Here is a 13,652-nt window from a genome sequence, read left to right as displayed (position 1 = left end):
GCGTTTTGCCTTCTTGGGGCCACTCTAACCGCCGGGAAATTCCGGCTCCCGTTTGTGACCGGCGGGGCGTGGCGGTTCGAAGGCACCCGCGGGCTGGCGTATACTTTTTGGGTCTGGATGGTTGTCCGAGCGGCCTAAGGAGCTGGTCTTGAAAACCAGTGTGCGGTAACCCCGTACCAAGAGTTCAAATCTCTTACCATCCGCGCAATTCAAGGAGGCGGTTCCCGTACCCACGGGAACCGCCTCCTTCCGTTAACCATGAGGCCATGTCCAAGTCCAGTGTTCGCACGTAGGATTCGAATCATCCGGGCAAGCACGATTCCCGGATCCCGAACCAACGGCAACCAGGATTGGAAGCGTTCGAAGATGACCCTGCGCAACAGCACCCCCGCCGGAAACCCGGTCTGGACCGACATCATGAGCACCGACATCGAAGCCAGCAAGAAGTTCTATGCCGCCCTCTTTGGCTGGGAGTTCGAGGAACCGAGTTCCGAGGAGTACGGCGGGTACCTCAGTGCCACGAGGAACGGGCGCCTCGTGGCCGGGCTCTCCCCCTACCAGCCCGAGTTCGGCGGCATTCCGAACATCTGGTCGCTGTATTTGAAGAGCGATGACATCACCGCCACCGAGGCCGGCGTTCAAGACTCAGGCGGCCAGGTCCTGATGCCGCCGATGCACGTGGCGCCATACGGGCACATGGGCATCTTCCTTGATGCCGGCGGTGCCGCATTCGGCGTCTGGCAGCCGCAGGAGCACCAGGGGTTCGGCGTCGATTCCGAGCACGGGTCCCCGGCTTGGCACGAGCTGTATTCCAAGGCGTACCCCGCGGCGGTGGGGTTCTACTCCAGGGCCTTTGGCTGGGACATGCACGTCATGTCCGATGCCCCTGAATTCAGGTACACCACCTATGGGCAGGGCGACGATGCCCGGGCCGGGCTGATGGACGCCGCAGGCTTCCTCCCGGCCGAGGTCCCCGGATTCTGGGTGACCTATTGGGGCGTGGACGACGTGGATGCGGCCTGCGCGACGGCGGTGGCCAACGGCGGTGCAGTGACCGAGGGCCCGGAGGATTCGGAGTTTGGCCGGGTTGCCGCGATCACCGATTGCTGCGGTGGTTCGCTGAAGCTGGTGGGTGTGAAGCAGACCCAGTAGGTTCGGGCACGGGGGAAGGTGCGGATGCCGGCGCCCGCACCTTCCCCCGTGCCGTTAAAGCGGCTGGACCAGGTCCTTGACCTGGCTCATCCGCAGTACCTCGTGGGCAATATCCTGGGCGTCGCCGAGCGTCCGTGCCGCACCGTCAAGCGGCGCCCCAGCCTGGGCGGCAATCGCTGTGCCCCACTGGGCCGAGGACAGCTGCAGTCCGAGCACGAAGATCGCCCGGTGCGCCAACCCCCGGGCATCGACCATCCGGTAAGGCTCGCCGACGACGTCAAGCCCCTGTCCCGGGATCGGTTCGCCCTGGTCGTTGCGCATGGTGAAGGCAGCCGCCAACCCGTCGTCAAGCAGTTGCCGCAGCAGCGGTGAATCTGTTTGCAGCACGCGGTTGGCCGGCATCATCGCCTCGATGAGCGTCCGTGCCGTGTATGCCGGGGCATCGACCCAGGGCGAGGACGCGGTGAACATCCCGGTGGGCACATCGATCTCGAATTCCGGGTCGGGGCCGATGAATTCCACGACCTTGGCGCGCGCCAGCGCTGCCAGTTCCTCGATGCGCTGCAGGGGCGGACCGGAAGCCAACCCCTCCACCAGGGGCTCGAACCAACCCTGTACCTCGGCCAGCCGCGACTCGTCGGAAATCAGGCCCTCGGCGAGCAGGTCCTTGACGATCATGCGCCCGGCGTTCAACGTGGCGATGGCCATCTTCAGTGGGTCCTTCTCACCCTCCACCGAGGAAATGGCATCGTACTCCAGGTATTCCATGACCGCTTTTTGGTATGCCTTCAGGGAAGGGAATCCCTGTTCCGCAAAGGGATGCCCCAGCCCCGGAACATCCAGGAACCCCATGGCCGGAGCCAGTTCCCCCACGAGTCGTCGGGCTTCCTGCAGCCATACCTGGGACCCCGCCTGGTGCTCGGCATCGAGGGCATCGGTGAGCATGTCAACGAACTCGTCCGGGTCCACCTCGAAGCGGGAGGGGTGGCGCCGGGCCGCCGTGCGGTAGTACGCCAGCAGGACATCGCGGTGCAGCAACGGCCACACGTGGGCGTCGAAGCGCACCGTTGCCTCCGGGTTGAGCATCCGGGCCTCGGCGACCCTTTGGACGAGCACCTCGCTATCCAGGTAGCGCAGCCGGACCGAGTCCGGGATGAAATCCTCGATGCAGGATTTCGCGCGGTACGGCGTCCCGCGGCGGGAGGCTGCCACAATGCGCGGCTCGCGGCCCGTGGGCCAATACTCCAGGGCCCGGCCGGGCCCTCCGTTGATTTCGTTGAATTGACCCCCGCGTCCCACCGTCAAGGCAACCATCACGTCAAAGAAGTTCAGTCCCAGGCCCCGTACCAATACCGTCTCCCCGCCCGGCACCTTGTCCCAGGCAACGTCCCCGGGCACGTTCGGGCCCTGGTAGAGCAGGCCGGCATCATCGGCGGCCTGGGCCATGGCTCCCTGTGACGGGTTCAGTCGTGCCGAAACATGTCCCAGGGCCAAGACCACCGCGTCGGCGCGCAGTTCGAACTCCGGTCCCGACCGCCGCGGGTGGGGGCGGGTGCCATCGACGGGGTGGGCCTGAAGCAAGTAGTCGGCCTCCCCGCGGTGCAGCGCGGTGACCTCTGCACGCTCGAAGCGCACCTCGGAAACCGCCTCATGGGAACGAAGCGCTGCAACCGATCCGTCAAAAACATGACGCAGGTAGCGGCCGTAGAGGGCCCGCGGAGGGTAGGAGCCTCGTTCCATCTGCTCCAGTTCCGTTCTTTCCACGCTGCTGAGCGCCGCCCCGTCGCCGCCGGCGGCACGCCACTGGTCAAAGCTCAGCCCCGGCTCGTCCGGGTGCGTGCGGACGGGGGCCACCGTGGGGAACCCTGCCGGGGTGTTCATCAAGAAGAGACGGGACTGGGCCGTGGACCAGACATGACCGGCACCCGGGTCATGGACGTCATAGACGACCACAGTGATCTTGCGTGAGTGGCTCTGGGTGCGCCGCAACTCGGCAGCCAGGCGTTCGAGGACCGAGGTTCCCCTGGGCCCTGCACCCACAATGGCTATGACGTACGGTTCCCGACCGAAATTTTTCTTCTCACTCACGGATTCAGCCTAGTCTGCTGTTGCGGTCCATCGCTTCGCTTGGGCGCAGCATTTGAAGACCGCGCCCAAGCGAAGCGAGGGTCCGCACCGCTGGCAGGATTACTTAGGCCGCTTCATAGCTTTCGACGGTGGCACGCAGGGCATCTGCATGCATGTAGATTTCGTCCAGGCTCTCAATGGGGATGCGCGTCTCAGCCTTGTCCTCCCCAAACAGACCTAGGTACTTCTGCGATCTGTTGAAATGCAATCTGGCGATGGGCTTGCGATTGTTGTCGTCGAGGAGAACCGCAAAATAGGACTTCGCATCTCGATGCGCAATGCGGTTGACCTTGACGGTTTTGCAAACAATGGCTCGAACAATGTGGAAGCCTTCAATCTCTTCCAGGGTCGTGTCGACTCCATCGTCTTGCTCGAGGTCTGCCTCGGCCACGGGTTGGCTGGTTACGCTGGCCGCTGCCGCCGCCGCGGTGACCATGGGGATGTTCGGCTCCCCGAGTGCTGCCTTGAGCCGATCATTCACCTGATCCGCAAGGTACTGTTTCGTGGCCTTGGCAACGAGGCCCGTGAACTGCTCGCGAACCCGTTGCGTAAACTGGCCCCCGTAGACGCCCGCAGAGAGGAATTTGACCCACTCGGCCGTTGGCTCTTGGAAGTTCGCAGCGATGGCACGTTTGATTTCCCCGACATAACGTAATTCTTCGGCTGCGCTGACGATGGATTCAAGGTCAAAAGCGTCGCGGGAGAGCTTGCGCAGTTCGGGGATCAACGTTTCGTCGATGTCATTCATATCGAGGATCAAGAATGGCTTCGCATCCATCTTGTTCGGTGCATCAAGATCGGTATAGAACTGGTAAACCTCGCCATTGGTCAAGATCGCGATCCGTGCGGTGGTTGCTGCGAAGTATCGGTAAAGCTGAGACGCATGCTCATACTTCAGGCCACCGACCGATCGCTTGCACTCAATCAGGATCTGCACCTCGCCATCGAGCATGATTGCGTAATCGATCTTTTCGCCCTTTTTGATCCCGATGTCGGCGGTGAATTCGGGGACAACTTCCAGCGGATTGAAAACGTCATAACCAAGGATCGTCGAAATGAACGGCATGATGAATGCGTTCTTCGTCGCTTCTTCGGTTTCGATGATCGTGCGTTGTTGCTGAATCTTTGCTGCCAGCGCTGCTAACCGTTCTCCAAATTGCATTGATTTCCCCTATTCAACGAAACTAAGACCCAGTGCCCAACCTACCCACTAACCCGAACAAAAAAGTGATTCTCATCAGCAATTGAGTAACGAATCGGTTACGAACCCGAAGCACACATCCAACCGCATCCTTAGACTGTCCATATGAGCACCCCTCCCCTGGATACGCCCGCGCCGACAACTCTCACCGAACCGACTAATACTTCCACGACCCAAGCAATCGATCCGATTGCTCGAACAGATGTGCCCCGGCCTGTCACTGACACCCCCACAGATCCGCTTCTGTGGCTGGAAGAGCTGGATTCAGAGCGCGCCATGGACTGGGTACTCGGACAGAACGCCCGCACCGAAGCGGAGCTCTTCGACGAGGATTTCGCCGCCACCCAGGAAGAAATCCTCAAGATCCTGGATGCTTCCGACAGGATCCCGATGGTCACCAAGCGCGGGCAGCACTACTACAATTTCTGGCGAGATTCCGGGCATCCCAAGGGTTTGTGGCGTCGCAGCAGCTGGGAGTCCTATCGGCAAGACGATCCGCAGTGGGAACTACTGCTCGACGTGGATGCCTTGGCAGAAGCCGAAGGTATCGACTGGGTCTTCTCCGGGGCGCAGATGCTGCGCCCGGCACCGGGTGAAGAGTACGCTCGGGCCCTGATCAAGCTTTCCCCCGACGGAGGCGACCAAGTGCGAGTGCGGGAATTCGACCTGCCCTCCCGCGCCTTTGTCCCGGGCGGCTTCGACTTGCCCGTCGCCAAGACCAACGTGTCTTGGGCGGATGCCGACACGTTGTACGTGGCCACCGATGTCGGCGAGGGATCACTCACCCTCTCCTCCTACGCCCGCACCGTGCGTCGGCTGGTCCGCGGACAGGACCTGGACGATGGAGAGGAAATCTTCGCCATTGACCAGTCACACGTCCTGGCCTATGTCTCCCACGATTCGACGCCGGGCTTCGAACGCGACGTCGCCCACGACGTCATCGACTTCTACAATTCCAAGACGTTCGTGCGCCAAGAAGACCAATGGGTGCACTTGGACGTCCCCACCGATGTGGGCGTCTCGCTGCACCGTGGATGGGTGTTGTTCTCCCCGCAGACCGCCTGGACCCGCGACGGAACCACGTACATTCCGGGATCGCTCGTGTTGGCCGATCTTGGGGATTTCATGAGCGGTGCGGCCACATTGCGTGAAATCTTTGTTCCCACTCCATCCACGTCCCTGCAGTCCATCGATTTCACGGCAAACCACATTCTCCTCAACGTCCTGCAGGACGTCTCCTCACAGATCCTCGTCTGCGATCCGGCAAACGACTTCGCGCTGCATCCCTTGGACATCGGCTCCCCGCTGCACAGCTTCAGCATTTCGGCCGTCGACGACGAAGACCCAGTATGCGATGATGACTTCTGGCTGACGCTCACCGGATTCCTCACGCCCACCACGCTGGCCCGCGGAACCGTCAGCCTCAACCCCGACACCGAGGGCCCGGCTGTTCCACAGGTCGTCAAAAGCGCTCCTGCCCGATTCGAGGCCGGTGACTTCGAGGTCTCCCAGCACTTCGCAATTTCCGATGACGGAACCCGGGTCCCATATTTCCAGGTGTCCCCGCGCGGGCTGCCGCTCGATGGAGGGAACCCGGTGCTGATGAATGGCTACGGCGGGTTCCAGACCAGCCTGACCCCGGGCTACCTGGGTGCCCTGGGCCCTGGCTGGCTGACCCGCCGCACGAAAGAGGGCAGGCGCGGCAGCTATGTGGTGGCGAATATCCGCGGCGGCGGCGAGTACGGCCCGCGCTGGCATCGCGCCGCCTTGCGGGAGAACCGTCACCGCGCCTACGAGGACTTCGCAGCCATAGCCCGCGATCTCATCGCCCGGGGTGTCACCTCGCGCGAGCACTTGGCCGCCACCGGACGCTCAAACGGCGGACTGCTCATGGGAAACATGATCACCGGCTACCCGGAGCTTTTCGGGGCGATCTCCTGCGGCGTTCCACTATTGGACATGCGTCGCTACACCCGTCTTGCGGCCGGACATTCATGGATTGCCGAGTACGGGGATCCGGATGTGCCCGGAGACTGGGATTTCGTGCAGACCTTCTCCCCCTACCACCGACTCGATGATGCCCTCCCCGAGGGTATCGAGTACCCGGCCTCCCTGATCTGGAGCGCAACCAGCGACGACCGGGTCGGACCGGTGCAAGCCCGGAAGATGGCCGCGAAGATGATGCTCATGGGTGTGGGCAATGTTCGTTACCACGAGTCTCTCGATGGTGGCCATGCCGGGGCCAGTGACAACAAGGCCTCGGCCATCATGCTAACCACCAGCTATGAGTTCCTCTGGCGGCATGTCAGGGGTTGAGCCGAGACTGCCGGATCGTTAAACCCTGGTCCTCATGTGTCGCGGTGCCGGTTGCCGCGCCGATGCGCTTGAGTAGGCGTTGGCTCAGCCGGACCTCGTGAGGCAGTTCCCGGAGTTCGGCGGGATCAATGTCCAGATCCTGCCGCTCAAGGATTTCGCCCAGGTACTCCCAATAGTCCGCCGCCATATCTTCTTCAGTCTGGTCGCCAGACGGTTCATCCGGTCCAACCACAACCAATGCGGTTTCCCTGATGTCCTCTTCCGACGCCTCCGACCACGTCGCGGTCGAGGACCAACCGCGATCATCCAACAAAAGCACGTCACGTCCCGTGTCAAGAACGACAGCGAGCCGGGCCGTCACCGAAATACGTCCCTTGTTGGACGAGTTGTAGTCGAGATCGGCAATGGTGACCAGTCTGGTGGCTTTCATGGGGCCAACGCTACCTGCCATGCGGTGCCACTGGCCTCCGAAATCCACGGATCCCGGGGCTTTGTTGCCACACAAAAACACTCGTTTTGTGTGCCGCCCCAGCTTTGGGTAGTCTAGGGGAGCTGGAAACAGCAAAACGGACACGTGCCAGAGCGGCCGAATGGGCTTCACTGCTAATGAAGTGTCGGGGTTAAACTCGACCGGGAGTTCAAATCTCCCCGTGTCCGCTGAAAAACCCCTACTTCGGTGGGGGTTTTTTCGTCTTTACCCCCGCGGCCGGAAGAGGGTTGTTCGGACAAGAAACCGCGTTCGGCTGGCTCCGGGTGGAGCCAACCGTGAGCGGCCAGAAGTCCAGGTCCGGCGGCAGCACCGCCGGCGACCCCTACTTGTCTCCGTCTCCAAACGCATTGAGCAACGTGCGCACCATGTCGTCGGGCAGGCCGGTGTGGCGGACGACAATGGTCGTGGCCTCATCAAGCTCGCCCAGACGCAGGTGTTCCAGCAATTCAGTGCGTTCGGGTTCGGCAAGGTCATTGATGCTGAATTTCACGGCACCGTCCGGGCCCTGGCCTTCAAAACTGAAGTCTGCAATGTTTGCCGTTGGCGTCTCGCCGCCGCCTAACGGGGAGGCCGCGAGCATTCGCAGGATCTCTGCCTGCTCCAGGCCGGAGTGCTTGGCAATGAGCTCCGCAGCTCCCGGAAGGTCCTCGTCGCGCACCAACGAAAGAAACTGGTCGTACTCGGCAGGCGGCAAGTCCTCGCTGGCAAACTCGCGGGACTCGCCGTCCACCAGATAGGCGACCTTGAACTGCGTGGAAGTCCGTTCCGATTCGCTGCCGAATTCCTTGGCCCATTCACTGGGCACCACCCAGGGGTCATCGGATTTGTCGGAGTTTTCCGGCGCGGCTATGTTTTCGTCCATCCCGCCTTCAACGGCAGGAATGGCGGGCTCCGGCGTCAGCGGGATTTCGGTGGCCGCGCCGGTCTGCGGTTCGGAGATTTCGGATTCCTCTGCCCGGCGTTCGGCTTCGACCTGCTCGGAAATCGTGGGTCCGCCGGCGGAATCTTTACGGATCTGGGGGAACCGCTCCAGACTGCGGACGGCAATGATGCTGGCCTTGTACCCGGCCGCGGTCATGGCCTTGTAGTTTTGCACTGCGGCCATGAAGTCGCCCTGGGCCAAGGACTTGTAGACGGCTCGGTGACCCTCTGCTGTCAGCTGTGCTGCGGCTGCCTGGGCCGATTCCGGGGTGATTGCGGCAGAAACCTCTGCCGAGTTCTTAATGCGCAGCTTCTTCAACCCGATCCACGCAAGTCCGAGAATGAGCAGCGGAACGACGACCCAAAGCAGAATTTCCATGACTCTAGCCTACGGCCCCGCGGGACACAGTGCGGAACTAGGCGGCTGCCGGATTGTGTCGGCCCAGGCCCCGATGCCCGGTGTTGGCGAGATTTTCCATCCCCGCATGTTGACATCCGAGGGACCGAAAATCCCCCATCCGTCCTCGGCCATGCACAGGGGTCGTGAAGCCGCCGAAAATCGGCTGCATCACGACCCGCATTGCGCCTTGCGCTCCAGCCAGCGATTGGCTCCCTAGGCCCCCTCGGCACCGAGGATCAGACCACCAACGGGACCTCGTAGATCTCATCGGCCAGATGGCCTGCCCGCTCGTGGACCCGCTGGACCGCTTCTTTCGAGGGACCTTCGGACAGGCAGAAAATCTTCCCGCTTTCCGGATCGGCCCATGCCTTCTTGAATTGCACGTTTTCCTCGTCCTGGATGGCAAGATCGGCCGCGTGCGCAGCCTTCAGATCCTCCGCAGACAAGCCCTGCATGTGATTGTGCACGTCCATGAATTCAGCCATAGCAACACTTCCTTGGATTGTGGCAAACGCTTTCATGACTCAGCGTTCGCCTCATTGTAGGAGCTCCATCGAGCCTTATACAGAGCTGGATGACGCGGATTCTTACGGGAACCACACACCAGCAGGACAAGGCCGGATTGGCACATTTCCGGAACCGATTCCGGGGCTTTGCTAGCCCGCCGCTCCCAGCACGAAGGGAAGCACCCCGGGGGCACCTGCCTCGCGCAGAATCCTGGTCGCTTCGGTCAACGACCATCGGCTGTCTGCCAGGTCATCGAGCAGCAGGACCGGTCCGGGTGCTCCGGCAAGCTTCTCGGCCATTTCGCCGGGAACCACGAATTGGTCCCAGACAGCGGCGAGCCGGAAGGCGGAGTTTCCGCCCGAACCGCCGCGTGGTCCGTGATCCCGGTATTCGAGCTGTCCCAAATATGGAAGCCGCCCAATGGTCGAGATGCCCTGGGCAAACGATCCAACCAATTGCGGTCGGGTCCGCGACGGCATGGAAACCACTGCCACCGGCCGGGTGGACCATTTCCACTCGCTCAGGACCTTCACGCAGGCATCGAGCATGCCCTGTGAAATGGGTGCATCCGGTTCATCCGCATTTTCCAGCAACGCACGCAACCGGCCGCCCCAGCCCAAGTCGGTCAGGCGCGCCAGCGCGCGGCCGTCCTCGGCCTGGAACTCAGGCTTGATCTTGCCCTTGAGCTGCACACCAAGTTTTTCCATTCCGCCGGGGTACATCCGGCGGGCCTCAACCAATGCGCCTACCCTGCCCAGCGCGGTCTGTGCCGAGTCCTTGGCCGAGTCCTGGATGTCGTCCCTGAACCAGACGCCTGCGCAGTTGTCGCAACGGCCGCACGGTGCTGCGGCCGGGTCGTCAAGAGCCCGGGCGAGGAATTCCATGCGGCAGGTCTTCAGGTTCTCGTAGTCGAGCATGGCGTTTTGTTCGGCCACGCGTGCTGCTGCAACGCGGGTGTAGCGTTCGGCGTCGTAGAACCACTGGGCACCCGAGCGGATCCACCCGCCGGAGACTCGTTCCACGGCCCCGTCCACCGCCAGCACCTTGAGCAGCAGTTCCAGGGGGGTGCGCTTGATGTTGACGCGGGCCTCGAGCGCGGGAACCGAGAGGGGGCCCTGGGTGGCGCCGAGTTCCTGCAGGACGGCGTGCGCCTTTTGCTCGTCCGGCATCGAGCTCGTGGCAAAGTAGCGCCAGATTTCTCGGTCCTCCGGGCCCGGCAGCAGCAGGACGTCGGCGTTGATGCTGCCACGTCCCGCACGGCCCACCTGCTGGTAGTAGGCCACTGGGGAACTGGGCGCCCCGACGTGGATGACGAAGCCAAGGTCCGGCTTGTCGAAGCCCATGCCCAGCGCGCTGGTGGCGACCAGCGCCTTGACCTCGTTGTTCTTAAGCGCGGTTTCGGCGCGGTGGCGCTCCTCGGTGTCGGTTCGTCCCGAATACGCCAGCACCTTGTGTCCGGCCTCGGCCAGCAGCCGGGTGATGTCCTCGGCCGCGGAGACCGTCAGCGTGTAGATGATGCCCGAACCGTGGAAGTCGTTCAGGTGCGTGAGCAGCCAGGCGAATTGCGAGCGTGGCGATGCCAGCCGCAGCACCCCAAGGCGCAGGGATTCGCGGGCCAGCGACCCGCGAAGCGTGAAGACCTCGGCACCGCCCACGGCCAGTTGCTCCTGCACGTCGTGGACCACCCGCTCGTTGGCGGTGGCGGTGGTGGCAAGCACCGGGACGCTGCCGGGCAACGCGTGGATGAGGTCCTTGATGCGGCGGTAGTCGGGGCGGAAGTCATGGCCCCAGTCGGAGATGCAGTGGGCTTCGTCAATGACCAACAGCCCCATCCGCGCCACCAGCGCGGGCAGCTGGGTGTCGCGGAAGACCGGGTTGTTCAGCCGCTCCGGGGACACCAGCAACACGTCCAGCTCGTCGTTGTCGAGCTTTTGGGCAATTGACTGCCAGTCAAGGGCGTTTGCGGAGTTGATCGCCTCGGCCCGCACCCCGGCACGGGACGCCGCGGCCACCTGGTCGCGCATCAGCGCAAGCAGCGGGGAGACTATCAGCGTCGGCCCGGCGCCGCGGGCCCGCAGCAGCAGCGATGCCACGAAGTACACGGCCGATTTTCCCCAGCCCGTTCGCTGCACCACCAGGGCGCGGCGTCCCCCGGCAACCAGGGCCTCAATGGCCTCGAACTGCCCGTCGTGGAAATCGGCGTCGTCCCTGCCCACCAAGGAACGCAGGATGGCGGTGGCAGCGGAGCGCAAGTCCGAATCGATGCTGGGTGTGTAGGCGTCCATGGCCCCCAGTATTCCAGTGTCCGCCGACACTTGCCCGCACCGCAGGCAACCGCGCCCTATGGAACTACTCACCTTCGATGACTCAAATCCGCGCCGCACCATGCCAACCCGATAAGCTCATGGATGTGAGTGTGGAAATCGATCTTTCTGAGTCCTTCAAGGCCTACGACGTGCGCGGCATCGTCGGGTCCACTATTACGGCCGAGGCGGTCGAGGCCATTGGCGCCGCATTTGTCGACGTGCTGGGCCTGGCCGGACAGGACGTCCTGGTGGGCGGGGACATGCGCCCTTCCTCTCCAGAGTTCGCCGCCGCCTTCGCGCGCGGGGCTGCCTACCGCGGCGCCAACCCGAAGATGCTGGGGCTGATTTCCACCGACGAGCTCTACTTCGCCGCCGGGTCGCTGAACTGCGCCGGGGTGGTGTTCACCGCGAGCCACAACCCCGCCGCCTACAACGGCATCAAGATGGCCAAGGCCGGTGCCGTGCCGGTGTCCTCGGACACCGGGCTCTTTGACATCCGCGACCTGGCACAGAGCTACCTCGAGGAGGGGCTTCCGGTGTCCACCGAGGCCCCCGAGGGCACCGTCGGCGAGCTCGACGTGCTAGCCGGCTACGCCGACTACCTGCGCTCCTTGGTGGACCTGTCGGGCATCCGCCCGCTGAAGGTCGTGGTGGACGCCGCCAACGGCATGGGCGGGCTCACCACCCCCGCGGTGCTGGGCGACACCCTGCTGCCGGGTTTGCCGCTGGAAATCATCGAGATGTACTTCGAGCTCGACGGCACCTTCCCCAACCACCCGGCCAATCCGCTGGAACCCGAGAACCTGCGCGACCTGCAGGCCGCGGTGCTCGAACACGGCGCCGACATCGGCCTGGCCTTCGACGGCGACGCCGACCGCTGCTTCGTGATCGACGAAAAGGGCGAGCCTGTCTCCCCCTCGGCCATCACCGCGTTGGTGGCGGTGCGCGAGATCGCGCGCGCCCAGGCAGCGGGCGAGGAAACCCCGGTGGTCATCCACAACTTGATCACTTCCCGCGCCGTGCCCGAGGCAGTCACCGCGGCCGGCGGCCGCCCCGTGGTCACCCGCGTAGGCCACTCCTTCATCAAGGCCGTCATGGCCACCGAAGGTGCGGTCTTCGGCGGGGAGCACTCCGCCCACTACTACTTCCGCGACTTCTACAACGCTGACACCGGCATGCTGGCCGCAATGCATGTGCTCGCGGCACTAGGCCACCAGGACACCGCACTGAGCGACTTCGCCGCCGAGTACGAGCCCTATGTTTCCTCCGGGGAGATCAACTCCGAGGTCGAGGACAAGGCAGGGGCCGTGGCCCGCGTGCTCGCGGAATTTGCCAACGGGTACGAACACAACGCCGATCGAAGTGGCCTGGTCTGCCCGCCCTGCCATCCGGATCTGGCGAATCGAGCGACCGTTGTGGGTACCATGGACGGGACGACCGTGACGGCAGCCGATGGCTCGTTCTGGTTCAACCTCCGTCCCTCCAACACCGAACCCTTCCTCCGCTACAACGGGGAAGCCATTGACCGAAAGACCATGGAACTCGTCCGTGACGGAGTTCTGGATATCGTCAGGAGCAACGCATGAGCACCCCCGAAAACAAGATCACTGAACTCGACGAAGCCGCCCAGGCGGAACTGAACAAGGTCCTGGGCACCGCCCTGGGTGTCGCACGTGAGCAGCTGGAAGAACAGGGCGTGTTCCTTCCCTTCGCCATCGCCGTTGAGCCCGCCACCGAAGAAAACGCCGAGCCCGAACTGCGCTTGCTGGCCGTCCAGCCCACCGAGGACCTGGACGATCCCGAAGCCGACATCGACGCCGAGGTGATGATGAAGGACCTGGTCCAGCTACTGGCCGACCAGCGCGATTCCTTCAACGCCGTCGCCTTCGTTTCGGATGTCACCTTGCTCGATGACGGCATGGACGCGGTCCATGTACTGGCCGAACACCGCGCCGGAGCTTCGATTGCCATCGTGCAGCCGTACACCGCGCCGGATCCGGAAACCGGCATCTGGGAATTCTCCGAGCCCAGCGCCGAGGGCGGCCAGATCCAGGTCTGGGCCTAGCCCCCTCCATTGCTTTCCTGCCTCTGGCCCGGAACCCGCTAATCCGGGCTCTGGGCCACAGGTCTTTGTACAGGTATTCGGGGAAACCAGATGTCGCACGCCGGCGGCCCACTGTGCACCTCGGCACAGCCCGCGCCGCGGAGGGCCAACACCTGCGACAATGGAAC

General features: G+C 63.4%; 10 protein-coding genes and 2 tRNA genes. 6 read left to right on the top strand and 6 right to left on the bottom strand.

All coding sequences use genetic code 11. The features are described from left to right. Nucleotides 1–115: 115 nt before the first annotated feature. Together ABD687_RS16340 and ABD687_RS16335 are read left to right on the top strand one after the other, a co-directional pair. Nucleotides 116–203, top strand: a tRNA-Ser gene (locus ABD687_RS16340). Nucleotides 204–366: 163 nt separating this feature from the next. Then, the gene (locus ABD687_RS16335; protein ID WP_310289612.1) at nucleotides 367–1,152 is read left to right on the top strand and encodes a VOC family protein; all 786 of its coding nucleotides are present in this window, start codon (nucleotides 367–369) and stop codon (nucleotides 1,150–1,152) included. A gap of 54 nt (nucleotides 1,153–1,206) precedes the next feature. Here the strand turns inward: ABD687_RS16335 and ABD687_RS16330 are convergent, their stop codons facing one another. Beyond that, on the bottom strand, nucleotides 1,207–3,240 hold the full coding sequence (locus tag ABD687_RS16330; RefSeq protein WP_264271194.1) for an FAD/NAD(P)-binding protein: 2,034 nt from the start codon (nucleotides 3,238–3,240) through the stop codon (nucleotides 1,207–1,209). A gap of 103 nt (nucleotides 3,241–3,343) precedes the next feature. Continuing rightward, on the bottom strand, nucleotides 3,344–4,441 hold the full coding sequence (locus ABD687_RS16325; protein WP_264271193.1) for a type I restriction endonuclease: 1,098 nt from the start codon (nucleotides 4,439–4,441) through the stop codon (nucleotides 3,344–3,346). 144 nt (nucleotides 4,442–4,585) lie between these two features. Between ABD687_RS16325 and ABD687_RS16320 the strand changes: the two genes are divergently transcribed. After that, a complete protein-coding gene (locus tag ABD687_RS16320; RefSeq protein ID WP_310289617.1) occupies nucleotides 4,586–6,796 on the top strand; it encodes a prolyl oligopeptidase family serine peptidase in 2,211 nt (736 codons plus the stop codon). Here the strand turns inward: ABD687_RS16320 and ABD687_RS16315 are convergent. Beyond that, on the bottom strand, nucleotides 6,786–7,226 hold the full coding sequence (locus ABD687_RS16315; protein WP_310289619.1) for a hypothetical protein: 441 nt from the start codon (nucleotides 7,224–7,226) through the stop codon (nucleotides 6,786–6,788). The genes ABD687_RS16320 and ABD687_RS16315 overlap by 11 nt on opposite strands. Before the next feature lie 138 nt (nucleotides 7,227–7,364). Here ABD687_RS16315 and ABD687_RS16310 point away from each other — a divergent pair. Further along, nucleotides 7,365–7,453, top strand: a tRNA-Ser gene (locus ABD687_RS16310). A 155-nt stretch (nucleotides 7,454–7,608) separates the two neighbouring features. Here ABD687_RS16310 and ABD687_RS16305 read toward each other — a convergent pair. The 3 genes from ABD687_RS16305 to ABD687_RS16295 all read right to left on the bottom strand — a co-directional run bounded on the left by ABD687_RS16305 (nucleotide 7,609) and on the right by ABD687_RS16295 (nucleotide 11,399). Next, a complete protein-coding gene (locus tag ABD687_RS16305) occupies nucleotides 7,609–8,586 on the bottom strand; it encodes a hypothetical protein (RefSeq protein WP_310289621.1) in 978 nt (325 codons plus the stop codon). Nucleotides 8,587–8,843: 257 nt separating this feature from the next. Then, entirely contained in the window at nucleotides 8,844–9,128 is a 285-nt protein-coding gene (locus ABD687_RS16300) for an SCO4226 family nickel-binding protein (RefSeq protein ID WP_302263022.1), read from the bottom strand. Nucleotides 9,129–9,263: 135 nt separating this feature from the next. Next, on the bottom strand, nucleotides 9,264–11,399 hold the full coding sequence (locus tag ABD687_RS16295) for a RecQ family ATP-dependent DNA helicase (RefSeq protein WP_310289623.1): 2,136 nt from the start codon (nucleotides 11,397–11,399) through the stop codon (nucleotides 9,264–9,266). A 119-nt stretch (nucleotides 11,400–11,518) separates the two neighbouring features. On the opposite strand from ABD687_RS16295, the gene ABD687_RS16290 reads away from it, so the two are divergent. Both ABD687_RS16290 and ABD687_RS16285 read left to right on the top strand, forming a co-directional pair. Then, nucleotides 11,519–13,006 (top strand): phosphohexomutase domain-containing protein, encoded by a 1,488-nt coding sequence (locus ABD687_RS16290; protein WP_310293401.1) that lies wholly within the window; start codon nucleotides 11,519–11,521, stop codon nucleotides 13,004–13,006. Then, nucleotides 13,003–13,485 carry a hypothetical protein gene (locus tag ABD687_RS16285; protein ID WP_264271186.1) on the top strand — a complete coding sequence of 161 codons (483 nt, stop codon included), beginning with the start codon at nucleotides 13,003–13,005 and terminating at the stop codon, nucleotides 13,483–13,485. Before ABD687_RS16290 ends, ABD687_RS16285 begins: the two co-directional genes overlap by 4 nt. Nucleotides 13,486–13,652 lie beyond the last annotated feature (167 nt).

Origin of the sequence: Paeniglutamicibacter sulfureus (assembly GCF_039535115.1) — a bacterium.
GTDB classification, from domain to species: domain Bacteria; phylum Actinomycetota; class Actinomycetes; order Actinomycetales; family Micrococcaceae; genus Paeniglutamicibacter; species Paeniglutamicibacter sulfureus.
Note: the sequence above shows the minus strand (reverse complement) of the source record. Positions and strands in the feature narration are given on the sequence as shown.

Coding starts and splice junctions, on each gene's coding strand:
- ABD687_RS16335 (WP_310289612.1), top strand. CDS start 367: ATGACCCTGCGCAACAGCACCCCCGCCGGAAACCCGGTCTGGACCGAC.
- ABD687_RS16325 (WP_264271193.1), bottom strand. CDS start 4,441: ATGCAATTTGGAGAACGGTTAGCAGCGCTGGCAGCAAAGATTCAGCAA.
- ABD687_RS16320 (WP_310289617.1), top strand. CDS start 4,586: ATGAGCACCCCTCCCCTGGATACGCCCGCGCCGACAACTCTCACCGAA.
- ABD687_RS16315 (WP_310289619.1), bottom strand. CDS start 7,226: ATGAAAGCCACCAGACTGGTCACCATTGCCGATCTCGACTACAACTCG.
- ABD687_RS16305 (WP_310289621.1), bottom strand. CDS start 8,586: ATGGAAATTCTGCTTTGGGTCGTCGTTCCGCTGCTCATTCTCGGACTT.
- ABD687_RS16300 (WP_302263022.1), bottom strand. CDS start 9,128: ATGAAAGCGTTTGCCACAATCCAAGGAAGTGTTGCTATGGCTGAATTC.
- ABD687_RS16295 (WP_310289623.1), bottom strand. CDS start 11,399: ATGGACGCCTACACACCCAGCATCGATTCGGACTTGCGCTCCGCTGCC.
- ABD687_RS16290 (WP_310293401.1), top strand. CDS start 11,519: ATGGATGTGAGTGTGGAAATCGATCTTTCTGAGTCCTTCAAGGCCTAC.
- ABD687_RS16285 (WP_264271186.1), top strand. CDS start 13,003: ATGAGCACCCCCGAAAACAAGATCACTGAACTCGACGAAGCCGCCCAG.